This window comes from Kaistia algarum (genome assembly GCF_026343945.1).
Classification (GTDB): Bacteria; Pseudomonadota; Alphaproteobacteria; order Rhizobiales; family Kaistiaceae; genus Kaistia; species Kaistia algarum.
This window is the reverse complement of the sequence record NZ_JAPKNJ010000001.1, coordinates 486,498-508,469: the sequence shown is the minus strand read 5'-3', so window position 1 is coordinate 508,469 and position 21,972 is coordinate 486,498. Positions and strand designations below refer to the sequence as shown.

Genomic DNA, 21,972 nt, shown 5'->3' with positions numbered 1-21,972 from the left:
CGGCCTTACGGCCCGATCTCGCCGCTCGCCTGCTGGAAGGCCGGCATGTCCGGCATCGCCACCGCCGGCCGCGCCTCGGAGATTTCCTCCTCATCGTGGTCGCGCAGCAATTGCAGCAGGCGGCGGCGCATGATCATGCCGGGGCGGTCGGAGGGCATGTGCGCCTCGACCTTGCGCTTCATGTCGACCGTGGCGTCGAAATCCGTCGCTTCGAGAATGTCGCGGTCTTCCTCCAGGATCGCGGCATCCCAGGCGATCAGCGCGTCGGTCGGGCAATCCGCTTCGCTGTCGTTGCGATAGAGGATCTGCGCCAGGTGCAGCGTGCCGTCGTCGACGGGCGTCGCGCAGTTGAAGATGATGTGGCGCAGCCCCGAGGGATATTCGATGTCGAGCCGGCGGCAGAACGGCATGAACCATTTGTTGCGCATGTGGCGCTTCGTCGTCGGCGCGTCGGTGCCGGTGATGCGGTAGGCCGGCGGCGGATTGTTGATCTCGACGATGGTCTCGGCCTCGAAGCCGTAGTCTGTCTCGCTGATCTCGTATTTCTCCGGCACGGGCTGGCTGATCTGGCCGAAGGTCGATTTATGCACGAAGGAGAAGTGCGCGTTGTCGAACGAGTTCTCCATGAGGCGCAGCGGCGCCGTCTTCCAGACCTCATGGAATTGCTGGATGCGGCGATAGCCCGGATTGGCGTCCTCGGGCATTTCCGGAATGTCGCCAAGCGGCTCGCCGAGGCAAACCCAAGCATAGCCATAGCGGGCAACGCAGTGAAACGCTTGCACGCCGATGCGCGGCACGATCTGCTCGGGCGAGAATTGCGGCACCTCGATCAGCGCGCCGGTACGGTCATAGGCCCAGCCATGATAGCCGCACACGATCAAATCGCCCTTGCACCAGCCCTTGGAAAGCCGCGCCGTCCGATGGCAGCAGCGATCCATCAGCGCCGCCGGCTCGCCGCTCGAATCGAGGAAGAGCACGATCTTCTCGCCGAGCAGCGTGAACGGCTTCGGCCCGCTTGCGAGATCATCGATGCGGTGCGTCGCATACCAGAAGCGGCGAAGGACGGGTTGGCGCGTGGTGAGCATGGGCGTCCCCTTCGAGAGAGGCGGCGCCCGAGAGGGGGGGCACCGCGAGCGCCCATCTTGAGCGCACGCATCCATGCCTGAGAAGCATCAATTTCAGGCTGGCCTGCTCGCTTCGATGCAATGTCTCAATCCGGCAGCGGGATGAACTCCTTTTCGTCGCCGAACACCTTGTCGAAACGGCCCGCCTTCCAGTCGGCCTTGGCCTGGTCGATGCGCTCCTTGGAGGAGGAGACGAAGTTCCACCAGATGTGGCGCGGGCCGTCCATCGGGGCGCCGCCGACGAGAAGGGCGCGGACCGGCGTTCGGGCCATGACGGTGATCGGATCGCCCGGCCGCAGCACCAGCAACTGCGAACCCTCGAAGACGTCGCCGCCGATCTCGATCGTCCCTTCATAGAGATAGAGCGCCCGCTCGATATGGGCGGCGTCGATCGGCACCGACGCGCCGGGCTGGAGCAGCAATTCGGCGTAGATCGTGTCGGTGAAGGTCTCGACCGGCGAGGTGGCGCCGAAGGCTGAGCCGAGGATGAGGCGAACCTTGGCGCCGCCGTCCTCGATCTCCGGCAGCGCGGCGCTGTCATGATGATGGAACTGCGGCGGCGTTTCCTCATGATCCTTGGGCAGTGCGACCCAAGTCTGGAGCCCGGCGACGGTCCGTTTGTTGGCGCGATGGCGGAATTCCGGGCTGGACCGTTCGGAATGGGCAATGCCGCGTCCAGCTGTCATCCAGTTGACGTCGCCCGGCCGGATCGTCGCCTCGACCCCGGTCGAATCCCGGTGAACGATCTCGCCGTCGAAGAGATAGGTGACGGTCGCGAGCCCGATATGCGGGTGAGGGCGTACGTCGAGGCCCTCGCCGAGCGCGAGTTCCCCGGGCCCCATCTGGTCGAGGAAGATGAACGGGCCGACCATCCGACGCTTTACGGTCGGCAAGGCACGGCGAACGGTGAAGCCGCCGATATCGACCGTGCGCGGAACGACGACGAGTTCGATCGCATCGCTCGATGCGGCATCGCCGAAGACGGGGTCGGGATCGATGGAGGTCATAGTGTCTCTCCTTGTGTCAGGAGAGAATAGGCCGATGGCGGACCCGTCGGAAGGCCGACGAATGGCGACGGCCTGTTCAGCGTTTCGTCACTCGACGTCGAGCGGTTCCGTGCCGATCGCCTCGCCGCCGGCGCCGGTGCGGATTTTCTCGACCTTGGCCTCGGCCTGCTTCAACAGCGCCTCGCAGTGCTTCTTCAGCACCTCGCCGCGTTCGTAGATCTTGATCGATTCCTCGAGCGGCACGTCGCCGCGTTCCAGATGGCCGACGATCGTCTCCAGTTCGGCGAGCGCCTTTTCGAAGGAAAGGCCGGAAGTCGCGGCGGCGTCGGACATGGTTCGTTCTCCGGTTCGTTGGGCCTCTTTTCGGCGATCTCGCGGGCGGGCGCAAGCTAGAGCGAGCCGGCGCGCCAACGGGCTTGATGGAGATCAAGGCGAACGATTGCCCTTGAGCAACGTTGTTTCGTCATGGCTTGTCCCGGGTAGCGGCGGCAGGCATTGCAGAAGGAAGGATGCCGGGATGGAACAGGTCAAGGTGCCGAGGCACGCTTATGTCCTCGTTTGCGATGGTGGCAAGGCGCTGCTGTTTCGCAATGATGGCGATGCCGAGCTGATCAATCTCACGGCTATCGAGCATTTCGCCGAATTCGAGCCGGCGACGCATGATCTCGGAACGGATCGGCCCGGCCGGGTCTATCAATCGCATGGCACCGCCCGCAGTGCCGTCGAGCAGCCGGATTATCACGAGGCCGGCGAGGCGTCGTTCCTCGGTGACGTGGCGAAGGAACTGGGCCGGCTCGTCGAGGCGGAGAAGACCCAGGCCATAATCGTCATCGCCCCGCCCAAGGCGCTCGGTATCCTCCGACCGCATTTCAGCCCGGCGGTGAAGGCCGCAATCACGGCCGAGATCGGCAAGGACCTCGCCCATCTGCCAACGAACGAAATCGAGAAGCATCTCGCGGGGTGATCAACCCGAGCCAGCCGCCATCAGCGCCTCGACATGGACGGCGACCGATTGCGACAGCGCCTTGAGGTCATAGCCGCCTTCCAGAACGCTGACGACGCGGCCGCCGAAATGGGCCTCGGCCCGGTCGACCAGCGCCTTCGTCACCCAGGCGTAGTCCTCTTCGACGAGTTCGAGCCCGCCGAGTGGATCGCGCTCATGGGCGTCGAAGCCGGCGGAGACGATCAGGAGGTCGGGCGCGAAATCGTCGAGTGCCGGCAGGATGATCGCCTCAAAGGCAGCGCGGAAGGCCTCGCCATCGGCACCAGGCGGCAGCGGCGCGTTGAAAATGTTGCCGGCGCCGGTCTCGGACGTGGCGCCGGTGCCGGGATAGAGCGGCATCTGGTGTGTCGAGGCGTAGAGGACCGAAGGATCGTCCCAGAAGATCGCCTGCGTCCCATTGCCATGGTGGACATCGAAATCGACGATCGCGACGCGCTTCAGTCCGTGCCGGTGCTGGGCGTGGCGCGCGGCGATCGCCGCCTGGTTGAAGAAACAGAAGCCCATGGCGCGCTCCGGCTCGGCATGATGTCCGGGCGGTCGCATGGCGCAGAAGGCATTGCGAACCTCGCCGGAAAGCACCGCGTCGACCGCGTCGCAGGCGCCGCCGACGGCAATCAGCGCCGCCTCCAGCGTCTTCGGCGAAAGCACCGTATCGGCATCGATGCGCGCGAGTCCCTCGGATGGGCTCGCATGGCGCATCGCCTCCAGATGGGAGAGCGGATGGCAGAGGAGCACCGTGTCGACATCGCACATTCGCGCCTCGCGGCGTACGAGCCCATCGAAACGCGGTTCCGCCAGGATCGCCTCCACGGCGAGAATGCGTTCCGGCCGTTCCGGATGTCCGAAGGGAACGAGGTGTCTCGCGAAGACGGGGTGATGAATGAGAAGCGTCGCCATCGTCTCTCCCGAAGCGCCGGTCTGCGGCCCGAGCGGTTGTAGCAGGCGGCGCGCGGCTCAGCGAGCTTTCCGCATATAGGCGACGATCGTGTCGCGGGCGATCGGTGATCGAAGGCGTTCGCCATTGGCGCTCGCCTCCTGGTCGATCCGGGCAAGAATCTCGCGCCGGTCGCCTCGGATTAGCCGCCGCGCCGCGCCGACGGCCTCCTTCGGCCGCGAGGCGAGACGGCCGGCGATCTCCAGGGCCGTCGGCTCCACCAGCTCCGCCGCGACGATGCGATTGACGAGGCCGGATTCCTGCGCGCGCTGCGCGTCGAAGCGCTCACCGAGCACGAGGAATTCGAAGGCGCGCTGCTGGCCCATCGCGCGTGGCGCCAGAAGCGTCGATGCCGCATCGGGGATAAGGCCAAGCTCGACGAACGTCGCCTCGAAGGCGGACCATTCGCTGGCGACGACATAATCGCAGTGGAGAAGGACGGTCGCGCCGAGGCCGATGGCGAGGCCGTCGACGGCGGCGACGATCGGCTTCTCGACGGTGGCAAGCGTCTTGAGAAACCGCGCGACGCCGTCGTCCATGCGGCCGGAATCGGCAAAGCCGAGCAGCTCGCGCAAGTCCGAGCCAACCGAGAAGCAGCCGGGCGATCCGGCGAGCACAAAGGCCCGGATCCGGCCATCCCGCTCACCGAGCACCAGCGCATCGGCGGCGGCTGCCAGCATAGCCACCGTCAGAGCGTTCTCTGCCTCCGGCCGGTCGAAACGAATGACCGTAACCCCGGCGCGCGTATCGACTTCGATCGCTGCGCTCATGCGATCTTCCGTCCCACCACCATGATTCCGTCCGCGTTCGGTCGCCTTCCGCCCCGTGCCCCCCGGCCAAGGCTCCCAAGGGGCGGCACGCTGCGGCAATACGTCAATCAATTCAAGTCGCAAAAAAGCAATAGAGGCTGGAACACGCTTGACGCGCGGCCCCTGACGGCGCTTTGACGGGTTTCCGCCAAGAGTTGGATGGAAAACGCGTGGCTATCACGATCCTGAGAGCAATGGACGAACCCGAGGCGATCGACGCGGCCGTGGCGGCGCTGGCGCGCGGCGAACTCGTCGCTATGCCAACCGAGACCGTCTATGGGCTGGCAGCCGATGCTGCGAACGGCGAGGCGGTGGCGCGCATCTATGCCGCGAAGGGGCGGCCGCGATTCAATCCGCTGATCGCTCATGTCGCCGACTTCGCGGGGGCCGAGGCGCTGGTCCATTTCGACGTACTGTCGCGCCAGATCGCCGAAGCGTTCTGGCCTGGGCCGCTGACGCTCGTCCTGCCCAGGCGCGAGGGCGCCGCGGTTTCCGATCTCGTGACGGCCGGCCTCGACACGCTGGCGATCCGCATTCCGGCCCATCCGGTCGCGCATTCCCTTCTTGCTGCCTTTGGCGGTCCGCTCGCAGCTCCAAGCGCCAACCGCTCCGGCCATGTCAGCGCTACCACCGCGGCGCATGTCGCCGCCGATCTCGGCGACGCCGTCTCGGTCGTGCTCGATGCCGGCCCGAGTGCCGTGGGTGTCGAGTCGACGATCCTGAAGGTCGAGGGCGATGAGATCTATCTGCTTCGGGCCGGCGGCGTGCCGCGCGAGGCGATCGAGGCGCTGACAGGGAGGGCCGTGCACGTCGCCGCGCTTGGCGAGGGGCAAGCCCCGACGTCGCCTGGACAATTGCTGTCGCATTACGCACCCGGCGCTGCAGTCCGCCTCGACGCCGGCGATGTGCGGCCTGGCGAGGGGCTGCTGGCCTTCGGGCAGGACTTGCCGCCGGGTTCGGACAAGGCGGCAGTGATCATCAATCTCAGTCCGCGCGGCGACCTGGTCGAGGCAGCCGCGCGCCTCTTCTCAGCCTTGCGCGAACTGGACGGCAAGGCCGAGACGATCGCGGTCATGCCGATCCCTGCTACCGGGCTAGGGGAGGCGATCGCCGACCGATTGAAACGCGCCGCCGCGCCGCGAGCGACTTAGCCGCTCTACTCCCCGAATTCCGGGCCTCTGGCTGAATAATGCTTCTCGTCGCGCCAGCGTTTCATCATCGCTTCGAGTTCCGGATCGATGATTTCGGGCAGCACGATCCGCAGCGTCACCAGCAGATCGCCATGGCCGCCGGAGGCGGTCGAGAGGCCCTTGCCCTTGAGGCGAAGGACGCGGCCACCATTGGAGCCGGCCGGCACGGTCAGCGTGACCGAACCGCCGAGCGTCGGCACGCGCACCTTGGCTCCGAGGACCGCCTCATCGAGCGATATCGGCAGATCGACCCGCAGATTGTCGCCTTCGACCTTGAATAGCGGATGCGGCACGAAGTCGACGGCAACCACCGCGTCGCCGGCCGGTCCGCCATCCGGACTGGCCCAGCCCTGGCCACGCAGGCGAATCTTGCCGCCGGATCGCGTCCCGGCTGGAACGGCGATTTCCATCGTCTTGCCGGTTGGAAGCTCGACCCGCGCCTTCTCGCCATTGACGATCTGCTCAAGCGTCACCGCGACATTGGCGGCCACGTCCTCGCCGCGGCTGCGGCGCGGCGCACGGCCACCCTGGCTGCCGAAGGGCGAGCCACCGCCGAAATCGGAATGACCGCCCCGGCCGCCGAAGCCGCCAAAGCCACCGAGAATATCGTTCAGGATATCGTCGCTGCCGGGCGCGGCGCCCGGCCCGCCGCTGGACCAGCGAAAGCTGCGCCCACCTGCACCGGCGCCGGCCGCGCGAGGATCGAAACCGGAGAAGTCCTCGAACCCGCCCTGGAAGCGCGGCTTGCCGTCCGCGCCGATTTCGCCGCGGTCGAACTGACCACGCTTGTCCTTGTCGCCGACGATTTCATAGGCCGAATTCACCTCGGAGAATTTCTCCTGGGCCTTCGGGTCGTTCGCGTTTCGGTCGGGATGATAAGCTTTGGCGAGGCGGCGGAACGCCTTCTTGATGTCCGCCTCGCTCGCCGTCCGACCGACGCCGAGCACCTCATATGGATCACGCATGAAAACCCCCTCGAAGGGCAGAATTCATCCCGGTCGAAACGACCCGGGACAGTCTGACATGTAGGATTGGACGATGTTGAATTAAAGAGCGGCGGGCGATGGGACGAGTCGTTCTCGCCATTGTCGGATGTCGGTGACGGCTATAGCAAGGCGCCGTCTTCCGGCGTCACGCCAAACAGCTGCCACATGCCGTCCGCCGTATGGCAGGCATCCCCGCGATAGCGCCGGATTCCCCTCAGATCGCTGATCGTCAGGGCGAAGGCGCGGCATTGCCGATCACCCTCGGCACGGCTCGCGGCAAGCGGCGAGAGCGTTCCATTCGATCCGGTATCCGTATTGGTCCAGTCAAGAACCTCGCCGATCTTGGCCTGATCGACATTCGTCGACGCGAAGAGGCGGATGCGTTCCCAATCGGAGGGGGCGACACCGTCGATTACGCTCTTCAGCTTCGCGGCGGGGGAGGGCGATGCATAGCCAAGCGGCGGCGCGTCGGGCACTGTGGGGGCCGGCGCAGCGGGCGTGATCGACCCCGTCGTCATCGTATCAAGTTCCGCGCGGCCGCCGACAGGCGACAATCCGCAGCCGGTCAGGCCGACGAGCGCGACAAGTGCGAGGGCCAGACGGCCAAAGCTCATGCATCCATCCGTCTGGCCAGAGGCGGCGTGGTCGTTATATGTCTTTGCGAATGCGACATGAACCGCCCCGGGAGTCCCCCCGAGGGCCTAACATGAGAAATGATGATTAAGAATGAGTGACTTCACCGAGGCGGCTGATCCCTTTGCGCTGTTCGCCGGCTGGCTGCTGGAGGCCGAGAAGTCCGAGCCCAACGATCCGAACGGCATGGCGCTCGCCACGGTCGACGATGACGGGCTTCCGAACCTGCGCATGGTTCTCATGAAGGATTTCAACGAAACCGGCTTCGTCTTCTACACCAATTTCGAGAGTGCCAAGGGCCGGGAACTGCTGGCGCACTCCAAGGCCGCGCTGCTCTTCCACTGGAAATCACTTCGCCGCCAGGTCCGCGTGCGCGGCCTCGTGGAGATCGTGACCGACGAGGAGGCCGACGCCTATTACGCGACGCGGCCGCGCCAGAGCCGGCTGGGCGCCTGGGCTTCCAAGCAGTCTCGGCCACTCGAATCCCGCTTCGCGCTGGAAAAGGCGGTGGCCACCGTCGCCCTCCAATATCCGCTCGGCGACATACCGCGCCCTGCGCACTGGTCGGGCTTCCGCATCGCGCCGACGGAGATCGAGTTCTGGAAGGACGGCGCCTTCCGCCTGCACGACCGCGTCGTCTTCCGCCGCGACGTGCCGGGGGAGGGGGAATGGAGCAAGGAACGGCTGTATCCGTAGGCCCCGGCCGCTCCTGCCGATCGATGCGGCCAGCCGCGCAATTCCCTGTGGTGGTCCGGCGCTATTGCCGGGCCTCTCGGGTGGCACGGCTCTTCCGTGCCAGCCTGACGCTCAGCCAGATCGCCGAGATGAGGAAATAGAGCGCGCCGAAAGCCGCGTAGGGCGCGATATCCGCAATGCCCGGGACGGATAGATCGCTCGCGCGCTTGAGGAAGAAGCCGCCGGCCAGCGCCGATTGCGCCCCGCTGAGGACCATCGCCCATTGCGCGCCGGTTCCCCACCGGCGGACGCCGGTAACCAGTTGGAACAGCCCGGCGAGGATGGCCCAGACGCCGAAGGCGGCGAGCACCGCATGCGGGCTCCGGCCGAGGGCGACCGCGACGGCAAGGGTCGTGACGGCGCTGATTGCGGCGTTGAGCGTCTGGCTGGGATTGGCCTTGAGGCCGCCGTTTCGACGCGCATCGACGAGGTTGGCGAGCGCGTCCCAGGCCGGATAGACGACCAGCAGCGCCGCGCCGGCGGGCGGCAGGCTGCGCCCGATCGTGAAGGCGGCCGCCACCCAGGCGACTGAAAAGGCGGCACGGGAGAAATAATACGATCTCAGCCAGCGCGACGCTTCGGCGGGACCGGAAGACGGGTTCATGGAATGGTTCACTTGAGGGCTCTTTCGGGATTCGGTTTGGACGAACGGAGAGGCGCCCGATCCCTTTCGGGCGGGACCGGGCTGGCCTTGACGGGCGATGGAGTGCAAATAGATCAGAGGGTTGCGGTCATCGTCCCCGTCGGTGTACGCCTTCCCATCGGGAGCCGGCCATGATGGAACCGCTGGAAAACTTGACCATTCATCCGGAAGACGCGCGCGGCGCGGTTTCCGGTGATCTGCTGTCGCATGTGCTGGCCCAGATTCGGCTGACCGGCGAGCATGTGGCCTCGCACACGCTGGAAGCGGCGGGGCCGCTGGAAGTCGGCTCGGAGGATGCCCATGTCGCCGTCGTGACGAGCGGCTCGCTCCGAATGGAGGAGGAGGATACCGCCACCGTCACGATCGGGGCCGGCGATCTCTTCCTCTTTCCCCGCGGCCGCGGCGGGGCGCGGCTCGTGGCGGAGGAGGCGAGAACGACGGTCGTCGTCTGCCGCTTCTGGTTCGATCCCGAGAGCCTGCGCGGCATGATCTTCGCGCTGCCGCGATGCATCCATATCCGCCGTGCCGATACCGACGGCTGGACGGACGGCATCGCTCATTTTCTGCTGATCGAGACGAAGGATATCCAGCCGGGCGCGGCGCTCATGATATCGCGGCTGATCGATCTCGTGGTCATCCGCGCGCTGCGCAGCTGGGTGCACCGGGAACGCGGCCGGGGATGGTTGGGCGGGCTTTCCGACCCGCGCATCTCCAAGGCGCTGAAGGCGATCCATCAGGAGCCGATGCGGCGCTTCAGCGTGCCGGTCCTCTCCGACATCGCGGGAATGTCGCGGTCCAGCTTCTGCGAACGGTTCGCCGCGCTCGTCGGACGATCGCCGCTGCGCTACCAGAACGAATGGCGCCTCGGCCTGGCGCGGGACATGCTGGCCCGGCGCGACGCGCGCGTCGGCGAGATCGGCCTGCGCGTCGGCTATGTCTCGGAGGCCGCCTTCAGCCGGGCCTACAAGGATCTCTTCGGGCACTCGCCGCGCGATGAATATTCCCCGCGGAACGGCACGGGACCCGGCTGAGTCGCATCCGTCGCGAAGGCGTGCCGGCGGGCCGCCAGCGCCCGGAAACGGCTAGAGCCGTTCATCGCTTCCTTGAATCGAGGCTCGGCTCTATCTTCTTGTTTTGACGCATTTTCTTCACGCGAACCGGGATCCGCTTCGCTCGAAAATGCTTCATGTCGCCGTGCCGCCGACCGTGATCTGGTCGATGCGGAGCGTCGGCTGGCCGACGCCGACCGGCACGCCTTGGCCGGACTTGCCGCAGGTGCCGATACCCAGGTCGAGTTCCATGTCGTTGCCGACCATGGAGACGCGCCGCATCGCTTCCGGCCCGTTGCCGATCAGCATGGCGCCCTTGACCGGTGCGCCGATCTTACCGTTCTCGATCCGGTAGGCCTCGGTCGAGGCGAAGACGAACTTGCCGCTCGTAATATCGACCTGGCCGCCGCCGAACGAGACCATGTAGAGCCCGTCCTTGACCGAGGCGAGGATTTCGCCGGGGTCCTGCGCCCCGCCAAGCATGATCGTATTGGTCATGCGCGGCATCGGCACATGGGCATAGGACTGCCGGCGGCCATTGCCGGTCGGCTGCATGCCCATCAGGCGCGCATTCTGGCGGTCCTGCATGTAGCCGACGAGGATGCCGTCCTCGATCAGCGTCGTCGCCTGAGTCGGCGTGCCCTCGTCGTCGAAGGAGAGCGAGCCGCGCCGACCGGCGATCTGGCCGTCATCGACTACGGTGACGCCCTTCGCCGCCACCTGCTGGCCCATCAGCCCCGAGAAGGCGCTCTCGCCACGGCGGTTGAAATCGCCTTCGAGCCCATGGCCGACAGCCTCATGCAGCATCACGCCAGGCCATCCCGGGCCGAGCACGACGTCGAAGGTGCCCGCCGGCGCGGGGATCGCCTCGAGATTGACCAGCGCTTGCCGCAGCGCCTGGTCGACGGCCTGCTGCCAGCGCTCCGTCGTCACGAACTGGCCGAAACCCTCGCGCCCGCCCATGCCGAACGAGCCCTGTTCCTGCCGGTCGCCTTCGCCGACGACGAGCGAGACATTGACGCGCACCAGCGGGCGGATATCGCGGCGGAACGTGCCGTCGGGACGCAGGATCTCGACGATCTGCCACGAGCCGGCGAGCGAGGCCGAGACCTGCTTGACGCGCGGATCCTTCGCCCGCGCATAGGCGTCGATCGTCTCCAGCAGCGAGACTTTCTCGGCGAAGCTCGGGCTGCCAAGCGGATTCTCGTCGGTATACAGCACGCGGTTGGTACCGGCCGGCGCAGCAGCCAGCATGCCGGAGCGCCCGCCCTTTACCGCCGCAACGGCCTCGCCGGCCCGGCGGATCGAATCCAGCGAAATCTCGCCGGAATGGGCATAGCCGACCGCCTCGCCGGAGACCGCGCGAAGTCCGAAGCCCTGGCGCGTATCGTAGCTGGCGCCGGAAAGGCGGCCATTGTCGAAAACGAGGCCCTCGGACTGCGCATATTCGAGATAGAGCTCGCCATCCTCGGCGCCGGCCAGCGCGGCGGCGACGACCTTCTCCGTCTCCGCAGGGTCGAGCCCGGCGCGGGCAAGGATGGAATGGGTATCGTCGGACATGGTGGGCTCCGGGGCAGGTAACGAGTTCAACAGATAGGAGAGGCGGACGCGTTTCGCACCCCCGAAACGCGAGGGCGGGCGACGGACCGCCGATCAGTCCAGGATCTCGGCCGGACCCGGCTCTTCCAGCTGGGCGGCCGCGTAGCGGTCCCGGCCACGCCGCTTGGCGTCGTAGAGTGCGCCGTCGGCACGATCGATGAGGCCGCCAATGTCAGCGATGCCAGGGGCGGGTACGGCAGCAAGGCCGATGCTGATCGTCAGCTGGATCGCCTGACCGCGCCAGGCAAGGGGAGCGCTGCGGAACGAGGCAACGAGGATTTCCGCGGTCGCCGCTGCGCCCTCGATGTCCATTCCGGGCAGCAGCAGGCAGAACTCGTCGCCGCCTGTGCGGGCGAGGAGAGCCTGAGACGGCAGCCGGGAGGCGGCGTGCCGGGCGAAATGGCCGAGGCTCGCGTCTCCAGCGGCGTGGCCGTACTCGTCGTTGATCTGCTTGAAATTGTCGAGATCGACGACGAGGAGGGCGAGCGGATCGCCGGTCGTGACGCTCTGGACGAGCGCGGCCGAACCACGTTCCTGGAAGGCCCTGCGATTGGCGAGGCCCGTCAACTCGTCGACGAGCGCCATGTCCAGCAATTCGCCGCGCAGCCGGTCGATCGCCATCATCACATAGCCGAAGTTCCACACCATGGCCGTGAAGATCTGAGCGAGAATGCCGGCCGTATAGACCGCGCTGTACGTTTCGAAGGTCGCCGCGCCATTAGCGTTAGCCGCGACGGCGCCGAAACAGGTGAAGCGGGCGGCGATGTTTGACGTCATCCCCCAGCTCGCCATGGCGAAGCCGGCAGCGGGCCGTCCGCCGCGCCGCAGTTCGACGATCGCGAACAGCAGGGGGAGCGACTGCCCGACCGCATAGATGAGGTTGCGGGCTGTCCGGTTTTCCTGGAACAGATAGAGCAGGGCGACCGAAACGATGATCAGGGCCGCGGTCTCCCGCCAGGGCTCCCGCCGGCCCAGGAACCGGCAGACGCCGACCCACGAGAGACAGTATCCGAGCAGGATGACCGCATTGCCGCCGATGGTAAGGGTCTGGGAGCGCAGCGGCTCGGCCGCCAGGAGAACCACCCCGCCGAGCGCCAAGTTGCCGGCGGAAAAGGTCCAGATCCGTGCGGCGTGAAAGCCCGGATAGGAGCGCCAGATGGCGAACCAGATGATGGTCAGCGTCGTCGCGTTCAGCAGGACCACGATGTAGATCGTGAGAAGGTCGACAACCATCATGTGCATCGAGGCCGGAGCCGGGGCAAGACGACCGATGCTCGGCCCCGAAGTTCAGGAGCCCATATGGTCGTCAAGCGAACCGGAGCCGGTCGTCGCTCCCTGCGGACTGCTATTCATTCTCAATAGAGGGCGCCGCGATAGCGCGCCAGCATCGCATCCTGGGCCTCGGGCGTATCGCTTGACCGTGTATGGTCCTTCAGCATCTCGCCCATGGTCGGCAGCGCTGAGCGTTCGACCCGGCTTTCGGCGGCCCATAGCTTCGAGCGCATCAGCGCCTTGGCGCATTGGAGATAGGCTTCCTTGACGGCGACGACGAGGACGGTCGCCGGCAGATTGTCGTCGACGCGGTGCGCCTCGCGCAGCGCCATGTCGTCGTCGATATGGGCCGTGCCGTTGACCCGCAGGGTCTCGTCCACGCCGGGGATCAGGAACAGCACGCCAATGCCGGGCCGTTCGACGATGTTCATCAGCGAATCGAGCCGCCGGTTGCCCGGCCTATCGGGGATGATCAGCGTCTGGTCGTCGGCGACGCCGACAAAGCCCGGATGGTCGCCGCGCGGCGTCGCGTCGCCGAGCCCGTCAGATCCCTGCGTCGCCAGGATCAGGAAGGGCGAGAGCGCGATGAAGCTTCGGCAATGCCGGTCGAGCCGGTCCAACTGCTTGGCCACAGCCCGGCCATGGGGCTCGCCATAGAGGGCGCGGAGCGCCGTGGTCGTCTCGATCCGCGCCATCGTCTGATCCCGTCAAGGCAGGGCGTCGAAGCCGGCCGCGAAGCCGTTCAGCGACACGGGAATGCCGAAACCGTCGTCCGGCGTCTGGTACACATAGAACAGCGCCGTCGTGCCCTTGCGCAGCATGTCCAGCACCGTCGGCGTCAGGTCGACATCGAGCACGCAACCATCCGGCAGGCAGCGGTCGAAACCAACGGCGCCGAGATTCTGGAACACTTCGGAAATCGCGATATTGGCCGGCTTCGCGCCGTTCCACTGTACATTCGCGACCCTGCCATTCATCGAGACGATGCGCAGGAATTCATTGGTGTCGGCGCGCACGAGGATATCGCCCTGCTTGGCGTCGACATTGTCGGGGACGGTGATCGAGACAGTCTTGTCGCTGTCCCCGGCGCCGACGTCGGATTTGAACGACACGGTCCTGCCGACCGAAACGCCGAGACCGCGCTTCAGATAGACGCCCAGCGGCGCCAGGACGCGCAGGATCTGCGCCTTCTTGTCGACGGTCTTCAGCGCGACGACGGCGAGGCCGACATTAGGCCGGTCCTCCGCCGAGACGAACTGCATGATGGAGCAGACTTCCTCCTGGGCGCCCGGCGGCTTGTCGCAGCGCGTCTCCCAGTCGCCATTCTTGCCTTTCGAGACGCCCTGCGCCGAAGCCCCGCCAAACGGCGCAAGCGCCAGCGTGGCCGCGAGGGCGACGCCCGCGAGGCAGGCGATTCGGCGTCCGGTCTGCGTCCAGCGAAACGCACTTGCCGCTGCGTTGGCCTTCAAGGGGTCGATCTCCTCAATCAATTGGCCTTCCAGCGTCTCTTATTGCACAGCTTGCGACCGATCGGCAGCACCCCGCTGCCCGTCGTTTTGACGGAGCCGGGCGCGATTTGCCGCATCATTTCGATCGATGCACCGTTGCGAGCCAAAGGACCATGTGGTTTGTGTCGGGCGATATTAGGCCGAATCCTAAATCGCCGTGGAAGCCTGATGGCTTCGGCCTATACTGTTGCGGAAAGTGGCGCAACGGAGGCCGGGCTGGCGCGGCGGAGAGGGCGCGGCCCGACAGGGGTTCGAGAAGGGAGTGACGAGGTGGCGAAGTCGATGACGCGTCTCGTGTCGGGGCTGGCGCTTGCAGGCGCGGTCACTGCGGTCTGGGGTGGAATGGCGGGGGTCGCATCGGCGGCCCAGCCGACGCCTTGGGCGATGTGGCTGCAGGAGCCTGCCTCGCCGATCATGGAAATGATCAACCGGTTCAATACCGGCATCACCATCGCGATGATCGCCGTCGTGCTCGTGGTCCTGGCGCTGCTCATTTATGTGATGGTGCGCTTCAATGCGAAGGCCAATCCTGTGCCTTCGAAGACCTCGCACAACACCATGATCGAGGTGGTCTGGACGGTCGCTCCGATCCTGATCCTGATCGCGATCGCCGTTCCCTCCTTCTCGCTGCTCTTCGCCCAGCAGGACCCGGGCCGTATCCTGAAGGACTACGATCCCGCGAAGGTGCTGACGGTCAAGGCGACCGGCATCCAGTGGTACTGGAACTACGAATATCCGGACAATGACGGCGTCGCGTTCGATTCGAACATGCTGACCGACGATCAGCGCACGGATCCGGCCAACCAGCCGCGCCTCCTCGCCGTCGACAACGAGATGATCGTTCCCGTCGGCACCGTGGTGCGCATGCAGGTCATCGGGCAGGACGTGATCCACTCGTTCACGGTTCCCGCTTTCGGCATCAAGATCGATGCGATCCCCGGCCGCCTGAACGAGACCTGGTTCCTCGCCGAGCGCGAGGGCGTCTATTACGGCCAGTGCTCGGAACTTTGCGGCATCAATCACGCCTTCATGCCGATCGCTGTGCGCGTCGTGAAGCCGGAGCAATTCAAGGCCTGGGCCATTGCTGCCAAGACGGATCTGCCGGGCGCCTACAAGGCGCTGACCGCGAGCATCCAGGCCGATATGGCCAAGGTTGCCGACGCGGGTTCGAAGGTTGAGGTCGCGGCGCGCTGAGGCGCCCGCGCATGAGTTGGAAGGGCTTCCCGCGCCGAGCGCGGTGAGGCTGAGGAACAGGAAGGGAAGCAGGCCATGGCCACGGGTGCTGCGCACGCCGCCGAACACCACGACCATCCGACCGGATGGCGGCGTTGGGTCTATTCGACCAACCACAAAGACATCGGCACGATGTACCTGATCTTCGCGATCATCGCGGGCATCATCGGCGGTGCGCTCTCGGTCGCCATCCGTCTCGAGCTTCAGCAGCCGGGCCTGCAGATCTTCGGCAATCCCTATGTCTTCAATACATTCGTGACGGCGCATGGCCTGGTCATGATCTTTTTCATGGTCATGCCCGCGATGATCGGCGGCTTTGGCAACTGGTTCGTGCCGATCATGATCGGCGCGCCGGACATGGCGTTCCCGCGCATGAACAACATCTCGTTCTGGCTGCTGCCGCCCGCGCTGCTGCTGCTGCTGATCTCGATGTTCATGCCGAGCGCGGCCGGCCAACATGGCGTCGGTGGTGGCTGGACGATGTATGCCCCGCTTTCCGGCTCGGGCCCTGAGGGCCAGCCTGGCCCGGCGGTCGATTTCGGCATTCTGGCGCTGCACATTGCCGGCGCCTCGTCCATCCTCGGCGCGATCAACTTCATCACGACCATCTTCAACATGCGCGCCCCGGGCATGACGCTGCACAAGATGCCGCTTTTCGCCTGGTCGGTGCTGGTGACCGCCTTCCTGCTGCTGCTGTCGCTGCCGGTTCTCGCTGGTGCCATCACCATGCTGCTGACCGACCGCAATTTCGGCACCACCTTCTTCAAGCCTGAAGGCGGTGGCGACCCGATCCTGTTCCAGCATCTCTTCTGGTTCTTCGGCCATCCCGAAGTGTACATCCTGATCCTGCCGGGCTTCGGCATCGTCAGCCATGTGATCTCGACCTTCTCGAAGAAGCCGATCTTTGGTTATATCGGCATGGCCTATGCCATGGTCGCGATCGGCGTCGTCGGTTTCGTCGTGTGGGCGCACCACATGTACACCACCGGCCTATCCTTCGAGACGCAGGCCTATTTCGTGGCGGCGACTATGGTGATCGCGGTGCCGACCGGCATCAAGATCTTCTCCTGGATCGCGACGATGTGGGGCGGCTCGATCGAGTTCAAGACGCCGATGCTCTGGGCGATCGGCTTCATCTTCCTGTTCACGGTCGGCGGCGTCACGGGTGTCATGCTCGCCAATGCCGGCCTCGACCGCTCGTTCCAGGACACCTATTTCGTGGTGGCGCATTTCCACTATGTGCTGTCGCTGGGCGCGGTCTTCGCCATCTTCGCGGCCTGGTACTACTGGTTCCCGAAGATGTTCGGCTACATGTACAGCGACAAGATCGGCAAGCTGCATTTCTGGGTCACCTTCATCGGCGTGAACCTGGTGTTCTTCCCGCAGCATTTCCTCGGCATGGACGGCATGCCGCGCCGCTACGCCGACTATCCGGATGCGCTGTGGGGCTGGAACTTCGTTTCGTCCATCGGCTCCTACATCTCGGCCTTCGCCGTCTTCATCTTCCTCTACGGCGTCATCGACGCCTTCCTGAAGAAGGTGCCGGCGCCGAACAATCCGTGGGGCGAGGGCGCCACGACGCTTGAGTGGCAGCTCTCCTCGCCGCCGCCCTTCCATCAGTGGGAAGTGCTGCCGCGCATCGGCGACGTGAAGCACTAAGAAGAGAAGTCGCGGGACGGGGCGGGTACGCTGCCCGTCCCGCTCCGAACAGGTAGAAGATAATGTCCGACGTGCAGCTCGAAGCGATCGACTCGGAGGCCGGCCAGCTTGCCGGTCCTTCCGATTTTATCGCCCTTCTGAAGCCGCGCGTCATGTCGCTGGTGGTCTTCACGGCGTTGACGGGCCTTGTCATGGCGCCGGGCGGCATCCATCCGGTGATCGCTTTCGCGGCCATCCTGTCGATCGCGGTCGGCGCCGGCGCCTCGGGCGCGCTCAACATGTGGTACGACGCCGATATCGACCGGATCATGAGCCGCACGCGTGGCCGTCCGATCCCGTCGGGCCGCGTCACGGAGGGCGAGGCGCTCGCCTTCGGCCTGACGCTCGCCGCCCTCTCCGTCCTGGTGCTGACGGTCCTCGTCAATCCGGTGGCCGGCGGGCTGCTCGCTTTCACGATCTTCTTCTATGTCGTGATCTATTCGATGGGTCTGAAGCGCTGGACGCCGCAGAACATCGTCATCGGCGGCGCGGCCGGGGCGTTTCCGCCGATCATCGGCTGGGCGTCGGTGACCGGCTCGGTCAGCCTCGAAAGCATCGTGCTGTTCCTTATCATCTTCATGTGGACGCCGCCGCATTTCTGGGCGCTCGCCCTGTTCAAGTCGGATGACTATGCCCGCGCCGGCATTCCGATGCTACCCGTGGTGTCCGGCGTTCCCGAGACTAAGCGGCAGATCCTGATCTATTCGCTGGTGCTGGCGCCGATCGGAGTGCTTCCGGCCATTCTCGGCTTCGCCCCGCTCGGATATGGCATTGCGGCGACGGCGCTTGGCGCCACCTTCGTGTATCTCTCCGTTCGGGTGATGCGCATGGATGCCGCCGACCGGGATATGCGTCCCGCCAAGCAGCTCTTCGCATTCTCGATCCTCTATCTCTTCCTTCTCTTTGCCATGCTGCTCGTTGATCGGCTGGCGATCCTCGCGGGAGTATCGGCGTGAGCGTAGCCCGTCCGGAAGCCAAGTCGCCGGTCCAGGTCGACGCGCCGGGCATAAGCCTTACGGCCGCGCAGCTGCGCCGTCGCCGCGCCCGCTCGATCGCGATCGGCCTCGCGCTCGGCGCGCTCGTCATCCTGTTCTGGGCGGTCACCATCGTCCGCCTTGGCGGCAATGTCGTGAACCGGTCGCTTTGAGACGATGATGGAACCGAACGCTCCAAACCCGTCATCCGCGCCCGGCAGCGAAGCCCAGGCTAAGCCGCACAAGGCGCAGTCACGCCGCCGCTCGTTTGCGGTGACGGCCGCGGCATGCGGCGTCTTCGGCGCCGCCATGCTCGGCGCGGCCTTCGCTTCGGTGCCGCTCTACAAGTTGTTCTGCCAGGTGACGGGTTATGGCGGCACGACGCAGCGCGCCGAAGCCCCGCCGGAAAAAGCGAGCGACCGGACGATCATCGTGCGTTTCGACGCCAATGTCGCCAACGGCATCGGCTGGGCGTTCCGTCCGGAGCAGCGCCAGATCAAGGTGCGCCTCGGCGAGCTCTCGAAGGTCAACTTCTTCGCCGAGAATCGGACCGGCGTCACCTCGAGCGGGCAGGCCGGGTTCAATGTTCAACCCGATTCGGCCGGCCGCTTCTTCAACAAGATTGCCTGTTTCTGCTTCAACCAGCAGACGTTGAAAGCCGGCGAGAAGGTCGATATGCCGGTGACGTTCTTTGTCGATCCGGCGATCGTCGATGATCCCGACAGCCGGTTCACCGACACCATCACGCTTTCCTATACCTTCTATCCGAGCCAGGCCGCGACGACGGCGCCGCTCGCGTCGATCGACGCGAAGGGCTCGGGCAAGCCACTTTGATCCGGACCGGGGAGCTCCTCCATGGCTGAAGCCCACGCCAAGCATCACGATTATCACCTCGTCAATCCGAGCCCCTGGCCGTTCGTCGGCTCGATCGGCGCTTTCGTGATGGCTCTCGGCTCGATCGCGTTCATGCACGGCGCTTCGCTGCTGTGGATCCTCCCGGGCCTGCTGATCGTGCTCTACACGATGGCGTCGTGGTGGACCGACGTGATCAAGGAGGGCCAGCAGGGCTATCATACGCGGGTCGTGCAGCTGCATCTGCGCTACGGCATGATCCTGTTCATCGCCTCCGAAGTGATGTTCTTCGTCGCCTGGTTCTGGGCATTCTTTGACGCCAGCCTGTTCGCCAACGAGGCGCAGCAGGTCGCCCGCGTGCAGTTCACCGGCGGTCACTGGCCGCCCCAGGGTATCGAAGTCTTCGATCCCTGGCACCTGCCGCTCCTGAACACGCTGATCCTGCTGACCTCGGGCACCACGGTGACATGGGCGCATCACGCGCTGATCCACGATGACCGCGAGGGCCTGAAATGGGGTCTCGTGCTGACGATCGTACTCGGCATGATCTTCACGACCGTGCAGATCATCGAATATTCGCATGCGGCCTTCTCGTTCGGCGGCAACATCTACGGCGCCACCTTCTTCATGGCGACGGGCTTCCACGGCTTCCACGTCTTCGTCGGAACCGTGTTCCTGATCGTCTGCCTGTTCCGGGCGCTGGCCGGCCAGTTCACCCCCAAGGAGCATTTCGGCTTCGAGGCGGCCGCTTGGTATTGGCACTTCGTCGACGTCGTCTGGTTGTTCCTCTTCTTCGCCATCTATGTCTGGGGCGGCTGGGGCGCGCCGATCCACGCGGCGTAATGTTCTTGGGCCGCCCGCTGCCGGGCGGCCCTTTTCACTTGAGTTAGGATGATAGCGATGAGCGATGCGGAAGAGGCGGCGGCGAACCGCCCGCGCGACCGGGCGCTCTATCCGCCGCTATCGCCGAGCGCGACCGGCATGCGCGGACTGTGCCCGCGCTGCGGCCAGGGGCGCCTGTTCGCGGGCTTCTTGTCCTTGCAGCCTCGTTGCCAGAATTGCGGGCTCGACTATAGCTTCATCGACTCCGGCGACGGCCCTGCCGTTTTCGTCATCATGATCGTCGGCTTTATCGTCGCCTTTCTGGCGCTCTATGTGGAATTCACCTTCCAGCCGCCGATCTGGGTCCACATCATCCTGTGGTTCCCGCTGGTGATCGGACTTTCCCTCGGCATGCTCCGGCCTCTGAAGGGCCTGATGATCGGGATCCAGTACCGCACCAAGGCCGAACAGGCGCGGCTCGAGCCGTAGCCAGGGCGGAAACCGCCGAGCCGACATGTCAGCCACCACGATCGATCGTTCCCCTTGGAAGCGGCTCATCGCGCCGGCGATCGCCACCGTCATCATGTTCGCGATCCTGTGCTCGCTTGGCGCCTGGCAATGGCGCCGGCTGCACTGGAAGGAAGCATTGATCGCGCAGGTCGACATGAGGCTGAAGACGGCGCCCGTCGCCGCGCCGGGGCCTGTCGGTTGGTCGACGCTCGACCTCGTGGAATTCGACTATACGCCGGTGACCGTCAGCGGCACCTTCCTGAACGACAAGGAAGCGCATCTCTACGGCCAGATCTCCCAGCCGCGCGGAAAGCTCGGCGGCGTTGGCTGGTGGATCTATACGCCGCTGAAGACCGATGAAGGTTGGATCGTCTATGTCAATCGCGGCTTCGTGCCGGATGGCAAGCAGGCGGCGGCGACGCGACGCGAAGGCCAGATCGATGGCCACGTTACCGTGACCGGTCTGGCGCGCCGGCCCGAGACGCCCTCGCACCTTTTCGGCGATGGCATCCCGGCGGATGATCAATGGTTCGCGCGCGAGCCCTCGCTCTTCGCCAAGGCAGCGGGTTTCCCGGCGGCAAGTGTTGCGCCCTATTCGATCGACGCCAACGCCGCGCCCAATCCCGGGGGCATGCCGCAGGGAGGCGAGACGCTCGTCGTCTTCTCCAACAACCACCTGCAATATGTGGTGACGTGGTTTGGGCTCGCCTTCGCACTGCTGGCGGTCTTTGCGGTCTATGCGCGCGGCGTCCTGAAGGGACGCGACTGAGCGACAGGGCTCAGGCGTGACCGGCCTCTCCGGAGAGCATCCGCGGGTCGATGCCGAGCAGGCCCATGGCGCGGCCATATTTGCTGTCGAGGTCGGAATCGAAGATCAGGTCGGTCTGCGCCTCGCAATGGAGCCAGCCATTCGACTGGATCTCGCGTTCGAGCTGACCCGCCGACCAGCCGGCATAGCCAAGTGCCAGCATGGCGCTTTCGGGCCCCGCGCCGGTGGCGATCGCCTTCAAAATGTCGAGCGTTGCCGTCAGGCAGATATTGTCGTCGATCGGCATGGTGGAATTTTCGGCGAAATAATCCGCGCTATGCAGCACGAAGCCGCGTCCTGTCTCGACAGGGCCGCCGCGCTGCACGAGCATCCTGTCGACCGAGACAGGAACGCGAATCTCCGGGCCGTCGGGCAGGATGTCGAGTTGGACGAGGAGGTCGACAAACTCGATCTGCGGCACGAGCTGGTTGATGACGATGCCCATCGCGCCCTCGGCCGAATGGGCGCAAAGATAGACGACGGCGCGCGCGAAGCGCTCATCCTCCATGCCCGGCATGGCGATCAGAAAATGCCCGTCCAGATAGCCGCCGGAGCCGGTATCGCGATAAATCCGCTCGCTCAT

The 21,972-nt window shown here is 65.5% G+C and carries 25 protein-coding genes; 12 read left to right on the top strand and 13 right to left on the bottom strand.

Annotated features, from left to right (window positions below; genetic code table 11):
- Nucleotides 1–5: 5 nt before the first annotated feature.
- From OSH05_RS02630 to OSH05_RS02620, 3 genes are all read right to left on the bottom strand, one after another.
- On the bottom strand, nt 6–1,085 hold the full coding sequence (locus tag OSH05_RS02630; RefSeq protein ID WP_104218703.1) for an aromatic ring-hydroxylating dioxygenase subunit alpha: 1,080 nt from the start codon (nt 1,083–1,085) through the stop codon (nt 6–8).
- 125 nt (nt 1,086–1,210) lie between these two features.
- A complete protein-coding gene (locus tag OSH05_RS02625; protein WP_104218702.1) occupies nt 1,211–2,131 on the bottom strand; it encodes a pirin family protein in 921 nt (306 codons plus the stop codon).
- Between the two features lie 87 nt (nt 2,132–2,218).
- A complete protein-coding gene (locus OSH05_RS02620; protein ID WP_104218701.1) occupies nt 2,219–2,464 on the bottom strand; it encodes an exodeoxyribonuclease VII small subunit in 246 nt (81 codons plus the stop codon).
- Nucleotides 2,465–2,648: 184 nt separating this feature from the next.
- Between OSH05_RS02620 and OSH05_RS02615 the strand changes: the two genes are divergently transcribed.
- Nucleotides 2,649–3,095, top strand: a complete 447-nt coding sequence (locus OSH05_RS02615; RefSeq protein ID WP_104218700.1) for a baeRF12 domain-containing protein — start codon at nt 2,649–2,651, stop codon at nt 3,093–3,095.
- Here OSH05_RS02615 and OSH05_RS02610 read toward each other — a convergent pair whose 3' ends face one another.
- Both OSH05_RS02610 and OSH05_RS02605 read right to left on the bottom strand, forming a co-directional pair.
- Entirely contained in the window at nt 3,096–4,031 is a 936-nt protein-coding gene (locus tag OSH05_RS02610) for a histone deacetylase family protein (RefSeq protein ID WP_104218699.1), read from the bottom strand.
- A gap of 57 nt (nt 4,032–4,088) precedes the next feature.
- Nucleotides 4,089–4,838 carry an enoyl-CoA hydratase-related protein gene (locus OSH05_RS02605; RefSeq protein ID WP_104218698.1) on the bottom strand — a complete coding sequence of 250 codons (750 nt, stop codon included), beginning with the start codon at nt 4,836–4,838 and terminating at the stop codon, nt 4,089–4,091.
- A gap of 233 nt (nt 4,839–5,071) precedes the next feature.
- Here OSH05_RS02605 and OSH05_RS02600 point away from each other — a divergent pair, with 233 nt between their 5' ends.
- Nucleotides 5,072–6,028, top strand: a complete 957-nt coding sequence (locus tag OSH05_RS02600) for an L-threonylcarbamoyladenylate synthase (RefSeq protein ID WP_104218697.1) — start codon at nt 5,072–5,074, stop codon at nt 6,026–6,028.
- Nucleotides 6,029–6,033: 5 nt separating this feature from the next.
- On the opposite strand, the gene OSH05_RS02595 is transcribed toward OSH05_RS02600, so the two are convergent.
- A complete protein-coding gene (locus OSH05_RS02595) occupies nt 6,034–7,032 on the bottom strand; it encodes a DnaJ C-terminal domain-containing protein (protein ID WP_104218696.1) in 999 nt (332 codons plus the stop codon).
- Between the two features lie 140 nt (nt 7,033–7,172).
- Nucleotides 7,173–7,667 (bottom strand): RT0821/Lpp0805 family surface protein, encoded by a 495-nt coding sequence (locus OSH05_RS02590; protein WP_104218695.1) that lies wholly within the window; start codon nt 7,665–7,667, stop codon nt 7,173–7,175.
- 112 nt (nt 7,668–7,779) lie between these two features.
- Here OSH05_RS02590 and pdxH point away from each other — a divergent pair, with 112 nt between their 5' ends.
- The gene (gene pdxH, locus OSH05_RS02585; RefSeq protein WP_104218694.1) at nt 7,780–8,382 is read left to right on the top strand and encodes a pyridoxamine 5'-phosphate oxidase; all 603 of its coding nucleotides are present in this window, start codon (nt 7,780–7,782) and stop codon (nt 8,380–8,382) included.
- Nucleotides 8,383–8,443: 61 nt separating this feature from the next.
- Here pdxH and OSH05_RS02580 read toward each other — a convergent pair whose 3' ends face one another.
- Entirely contained in the window at nt 8,444–9,025 is a 582-nt protein-coding gene (locus OSH05_RS02580; protein ID WP_104218693.1) for a DUF308 domain-containing protein, read from the bottom strand.
- Between the two features lie 170 nt (nt 9,026–9,195).
- Here OSH05_RS02580 and OSH05_RS02575 point away from each other — a divergent pair, with 170 nt between their 5' ends.
- Nucleotides 9,196–10,095 (top strand): AraC family transcriptional regulator, encoded by a 900-nt coding sequence (locus tag OSH05_RS02575; protein ID WP_104218692.1) that lies wholly within the window; start codon nt 9,196–9,198, stop codon nt 10,093–10,095.
- Nucleotides 10,096–10,248: 153 nt separating this feature from the next.
- Here the strand turns inward: OSH05_RS02575 and tldD are convergent, their stop codons facing one another.
- From tldD to OSH05_RS02555, 4 genes are all read right to left on the bottom strand, one after another.
- Nucleotides 10,249–11,673: a metalloprotease TldD gene (gene tldD, locus OSH05_RS02570; RefSeq protein WP_104218691.1), complete on the bottom strand. Its 1,425-nt coding sequence runs from the start codon at nt 11,671–11,673 to the stop codon at nt 10,249–10,251.
- Between the two features lie 93 nt (nt 11,674–11,766).
- Nucleotides 11,767–12,948, bottom strand: a complete 1,182-nt coding sequence (locus tag OSH05_RS02565) for a GGDEF domain-containing protein (protein ID WP_165801550.1) — start codon at nt 12,946–12,948, stop codon at nt 11,767–11,769.
- 119 nt (nt 12,949–13,067) lie between these two features.
- Complete coding sequence (locus OSH05_RS02560) at nt 13,068–13,679, bottom strand: pyridoxamine 5'-phosphate oxidase family protein (RefSeq protein WP_104218689.1); 612 nt, start codon at nt 13,677–13,679, stop codon at nt 13,068–13,070.
- 12 nt (nt 13,680–13,691) lie between these two features.
- Nucleotides 13,692–14,453: an invasion associated locus B family protein gene (locus OSH05_RS02555; protein ID WP_266352027.1), complete on the bottom strand. Its 762-nt coding sequence runs from the start codon at nt 14,451–14,453 to the stop codon at nt 13,692–13,694.
- A 321-nt stretch (nt 14,454–14,774) separates the two neighbouring features.
- On the opposite strand from OSH05_RS02555, the gene coxB reads away from it, so the two are divergent.
- From coxB to OSH05_RS02515, 8 genes are all read left to right on the top strand, one after another.
- On the top strand, nt 14,775–15,686 hold the full coding sequence (coxB, locus tag OSH05_RS02550) for a cytochrome c oxidase subunit II (RefSeq protein WP_104218837.1): 912 nt from the start codon (nt 14,775–14,777) through the stop codon (nt 15,684–15,686).
- A 75-nt stretch (nt 15,687–15,761) separates the two neighbouring features.
- Nucleotides 15,762–17,384: a cytochrome c oxidase subunit I gene (gene ctaD, locus OSH05_RS02545; protein WP_104218687.1), complete on the top strand. Its 1,623-nt coding sequence runs from the start codon at nt 15,762–15,764 to the stop codon at nt 17,382–17,384.
- 62 nt (nt 17,385–17,446) lie between these two features.
- Complete coding sequence (locus OSH05_RS02540; protein WP_104218686.1) at nt 17,447–18,379, top strand: heme o synthase; 933 nt, start codon at nt 17,447–17,449, stop codon at nt 18,377–18,379.
- The gene (locus tag OSH05_RS02535) at nt 18,376–18,570 is read left to right on the top strand and encodes a hypothetical protein (protein WP_104218685.1); all 195 of its coding nucleotides are present in this window, start codon (nt 18,376–18,378) and stop codon (nt 18,568–18,570) included. Before OSH05_RS02540 ends, OSH05_RS02535 begins: the two co-directional genes overlap by 4 nt.
- Nucleotides 18,571–18,577: 7 nt before the next feature.
- Nucleotides 18,578–19,231: a cytochrome c oxidase assembly protein gene (locus OSH05_RS02530; protein ID WP_104218684.1), complete on the top strand. Its 654-nt coding sequence runs from the start codon at nt 18,578–18,580 to the stop codon at nt 19,229–19,231.
- Nucleotides 19,232–19,252: 21 nt separating this feature from the next.
- Nucleotides 19,253–20,092, top strand: coding sequence for a cytochrome c oxidase subunit 3 (locus OSH05_RS02525; RefSeq protein WP_104218683.1), 840 nt, complete (start codon nt 19,253–19,255; stop codon nt 20,090–20,092).
- A 57-nt stretch (nt 20,093–20,149) separates the two neighbouring features.
- Nucleotides 20,150–20,560: a DUF983 domain-containing protein gene (locus tag OSH05_RS02520; RefSeq protein ID WP_104218682.1), complete on the top strand. Its 411-nt coding sequence runs from the start codon at nt 20,150–20,152 to the stop codon at nt 20,558–20,560.
- Between the two features lie 25 nt (nt 20,561–20,585).
- Nucleotides 20,586–21,350 (top strand): SURF1 family protein, encoded by a 765-nt coding sequence (locus tag OSH05_RS02515; RefSeq protein ID WP_104218681.1) that lies wholly within the window; start codon nt 20,586–20,588, stop codon nt 21,348–21,350.
- A 10-nt stretch (nt 21,351–21,360) separates the two neighbouring features.
- Here OSH05_RS02515 and OSH05_RS02510 read toward each other — a convergent pair whose 3' ends face one another.
- Nucleotides 21,361–21,972 carry a YqgE/AlgH family protein gene (locus OSH05_RS02510; RefSeq protein WP_104218680.1) on the bottom strand — a complete coding sequence of 204 codons (612 nt, stop codon included), beginning with the start codon at nt 21,970–21,972 and terminating at the stop codon, nt 21,361–21,363.